Below are 3,590 nucleotides of genomic sequence, written 5' to 3' on the forward strand. Positions count from 1 at the left end.
CGCTCCATCCGGGCTACCGCACCTTGTCCAGCACGACCGCGGAGTATGCCTTGACTCTCTCCTTCCAAATCCCGAAAAAGCGCTCCAAATCACCGCAAACTCCCGTCTGCCTCTGAGGAAATCCCGATGTCGCTTGCATCCCTCGAAACCACCATCAACGGCGCGTTCGACGCGCGTGACGGCATCTCGACCTCGACCAAGGGCGAGGTGCGCGAGGCCGTGGACCACGCGCTGGAGATTTTGGACAAGGGCGAGGCGCGCGTTGCCGAGCGCGAGGCCGGCGGCAAGTGGAAGGTCAACCAGTGGCTGAAGAAGGCCGTGCTGCTGTCGTTCCGCCTCAACGACATGGCCGCCATTCCCGGCGGCCCCGGCAAGGCCTCGTGGTGGGACAAGGTGCCGTCGAAGTTCGACGGCTGGGGCGAGAACCGTTTTCGCGACGCCGGTTTTCGCGCGGTGCCCGGCGCGATCGTGCGCCGCTCGGCCTTCATCGCGCGCAACGTCGTGCTGATGCCGTCCTTCGTCAATCTCGGCGCCTATGTCGATGAAGCCACCATGATCGACACCTGGTCGACCGTCGGCTCCTGCGCGCAGATCGGCAAGCGCGTGCACATTTCCGGCGGCGTCGGCATCGGCGGCGTGCTCGAGCCGCTGCAGGCCGAGCCCGTGATCGTCGAGGACGATTGCTTCATCGGCGCGCGCAGTGAGGTCGCCGAAGGCGTGATCGTGCGCAAGGGCGCGGTGCTGTCGATGGGCGTTTTTTTGGGCGCCTCGACCAAGATCGTGGACCGCGAGACCGGCGAAGTCTTCATCGGCGAAGTGCCGGAATACTCCGTCGTCGTTCCCGGCGCGCTTCCCGGCAAGCCCATGAAGAACGGCCAGATGGGCCCGAGCACCGCCTGCGCGGTCATCGTCAAGCGCGTCGACGAGCGCACGCGCTCGAAGACCAGCATCAACGAGCTGCTGCGGGACTGAGTTCGGCGGGCGCGGCCTCATCGTCGTCATCCCGGCGTTCGCCGGGACGACACTGAGGGGCAATTCGAACCCTCCCTCCCCCCATCGCGACCAATCTCCGGGTGGCCTCCGCCGCCCGGAACTTTTGCCATGGACTGGATCACCTACCTGTTCCGCTTCGACGGCCGCATCAACCGTGCCTTGCTGTGGCAGGCGCTGCTGATCGTTGCGTTGCTGGCGGGGTTGCTGGGGCTCATCGGTCAGGTCATTGGAATGATCGAAGGGGCCACCACCTTCAAGATCAAGCTCGACTTCGATTTCGACTTCGGCCTCGACGGCCTCTTTGCGGTGGTCGATCCGCGCGCCTACCGCGAGCTATCATCCGCCGACCGCCCGACCCTGATTCTGAAGATTCTCGGCACGGCGCTGTTCCTCTGGATATTCCTCGCGACCGCGATCAAACGGCTGCACGATCGCACCAGAAGCGGCTGGTGGATCATTCCGTTCTTCTTCATCCCCAATTTGCTGTTTCATTTCTCGGACCTGACGCCCGACGCCAACTGGTTCGTGCCGATCGACTGGGGCGTCTTCCTGCTGTGGCTGTGGGGTCTCGTCGAAATGTTCCTTCTGCGCGGCACTCCGGGCACCAACCGCTTCGGCCCCGATCCGCTGGCTGACGCGGAGACGGACGCCCACGCGCGAGCGCCCGGCTGGGAGCAGCAACGCGAGATCGAACTCATCCCGCCCAGTGCCGGCCCGCCGGGCGGCATGCGGCGCGCATAGATGCTCCATCGAACCGGCCATCCCCCTATTACGACAAATTCCCGGGCAATTGCGCCGCCCCGGAGGTTTTGTCATGGACTGGGCCTGGTATCTCTTCAGCTTCAAAGGCCGCATCAACCGCGCCAAGTTCTGGCTGGCCGGGCTGATCATCGTCGGCTGGATGGCCGTCATGGCCGCCATCGTCGTGGCGTTCGGCGCCCGCAAGTTCGGCTTCTCGGTCGAGGACATCTTCAAGGTCGTCGACCCCGCCACCTATCGCACGCTGTCGCGCGCCGACTTTCCGCTGATCCTGGTCAAGCTGGTCGGCACGCCGCTGTTCACCTGGGTGTTCGCTGCCGCCGCCATCAAGCGGCTCCATGATCGCGACAAGAACGCCTGGTGGTTCCTTCCCTTCTTCGTCCTGCCCGGCCTGATCAACCAGTTCCTGGACCGGATCAACAACGACACGATCGGCTTCGTGCTCGGCCTGATCTCGTTCGTGCTCGCGACCTGGGGCGGCATCGAACTGCTGTTCTTCCGCGGCTCGCGCAAGACCAACCGTTTTGGCGCCAATCCGCTCTTCGTCTCGCCCGCAAGCGAGCTCGGCTGGACGCAAAGCCACGAGCTCGAATTGGGTGCGCACAAGGCTGGCCTGCCGCCGCAATGACGTGTTAAGTCGGGCGCATGACCGATGCTGTTTCCATTGCCTCTGACCTCATCCGCTGCCCCTCCGTGACTCCGGCCGATGCCGGTGCACTCGGGGTGCTTGAGAAGCTCCTGGGCGAAGCCGGCTTTACCTGCCACCGCGTGACCTTCAGCGAGGTTGGCTTTGCCGACGTCGACAATCTCTATGCGCGGATCGGCACCGAAGGCCCGCACCTCACCTTTGCCGGCCACACCGACGTGGTGCCGCCCGGCGACGAGAGCGCCTGGAGCGTCGGCGCTTTTTCCGGCGAGGTGAAGGACGGTTTTCTGCACGGCCGCGGTGCGGTCGACATGAAGGGCGGTATCGCCTGCTCGGCCGCAGCCGTGCTGGAACATCTTGCCGCCAACGGCGGCAAGCCGCGCGCCGATGGCAAGGGCTCGATCTCGTTCCTGATCACGGGCGATGAGGAAGACGTCTCGATCAACGGCACGATCAAGCTGTTGCAATGGGCGGCCGAGCGCGGCGAAAAATTCGATCATTGCGTGCTCGGCGAGCCCTCGAATGTCGAGACGCTCGGCGACATGATCAAGGTCGGCCGCCGCGGCTCGCAATCCGGCACGCTCGTCGTCGATGGCGTGCAGGGCCATGTCGCCTATCCGCATCGCGCCGCCAATCCGGTGCCAGATATTTCGCGCCTGATCGTGGCGATCTCCGACGAGCCGCTCGACCATGGCAGCGCGCAGTTCCAGGCCTCGAACCTCGAATTCACCTCGGTCGACGTCGGCAACAAGGCGAGCAACGTCATCCCCGGCGAGGCCCGCGCAAAGTTCAACATCCGCTACAACGACAACCACACGCAGGCGAGCTTGCGCGAGCTGGTCGAGACGCGGCTGGCAAAGGCCTGCGGCAACCGCATCAAGGCCCGCATCGTCTGGGAGCCGTCGAACTCCAACGTGTTCGTCACCAAGCCGGGCCCGTTCACCGATCTCGCGGTGTCCGCGATCGAGGAGGTGACGGGACGCAAGCCGGAACTGTCAACGAGCGGCGGCACCTCGGATGCGCGTTTCATTTCCGGCTACTGCCCGGTGATCGAATTCGGCCTCGTCGGCCAGACCATGCACCAGATCGACGAACGCACGCCGGTGAAGGATCTGGAGCAACTGACGAAGGTGTATCGGGGGATACTCACGCGGTATTTTGGGTAAGGTCTCTCTCCCCCTCTCCCCGTTCT

Annotated in this window: 4 protein-coding genes; all 4 read left to right on the top strand. The window is 64.6% G+C overall.

The window, feature by feature from the left end:
* Nucleotides 1-126 precede the first annotated feature (126 nt).
* Entirely contained in the window at nucleotides 127-972 is an 846-nt protein-coding gene (gene dapD, locus C2U70_RS31625) for a 2,3,4,5-tetrahydropyridine-2,6-dicarboxylate N-succinyltransferase (protein WP_140982549.1), read from the top strand.
* A 129-nt stretch (nucleotides 973-1,101) separates the two neighbouring features.
* The gene (locus C2U70_RS31630) at nucleotides 1,102-1,734 is read left to right on the top strand and encodes a DUF805 domain-containing protein (RefSeq protein ID WP_140982550.1); all 633 of its coding nucleotides are present in this window, start codon (nucleotides 1,102-1,104) and stop codon (nucleotides 1,732-1,734) included.
* A gap of 73 nt (nucleotides 1,735-1,807) precedes the next feature.
* On the top strand, nucleotides 1,808-2,380 hold the full coding sequence (locus C2U70_RS31635) for a DUF805 domain-containing protein (protein ID WP_140982551.1): 573 nt from the start codon (nucleotides 1,808-1,810) through the stop codon (nucleotides 2,378-2,380).
* A 17-nt stretch (nucleotides 2,381-2,397) separates the two neighbouring features.
* Nucleotides 2,398-3,564, top strand: a complete 1,167-nt coding sequence (dapE, locus tag C2U70_RS31640; RefSeq protein ID WP_140982552.1) for a succinyl-diaminopimelate desuccinylase — start codon at nucleotides 2,398-2,400, stop codon at nucleotides 3,562-3,564.
* The last annotated feature ends 26 nt before the right edge of the window (nucleotides 3,565-3,590 follow it).

It is taken from the genome of Bradyrhizobium guangdongense, assembly GCF_006483445.1.
In the GTDB taxonomy this organism is placed as follows: Bacteria; Pseudomonadota; Alphaproteobacteria; order Rhizobiales; family Xanthobacteraceae; genus Bradyrhizobium; species Bradyrhizobium guangdongense_A.

Coding starts and splice junctions, on each gene's coding strand:
- dapD (WP_140982549.1), top strand. CDS start 127: ATGTCGCTTGCATCCCTCGAAACCACCATCAACGGCGCGTTCGACGCG.
- C2U70_RS31630 (WP_140982550.1), top strand. CDS start 1,102: ATGGACTGGATCACCTACCTGTTCCGCTTCGACGGCCGCATCAACCGT.
- C2U70_RS31635 (WP_140982551.1), top strand. CDS start 1,808: ATGGACTGGGCCTGGTATCTCTTCAGCTTCAAAGGCCGCATCAACCGC.
- dapE (WP_140982552.1), top strand. CDS start 2,398: ATGACCGATGCTGTTTCCATTGCCTCTGACCTCATCCGCTGCCCCTCC.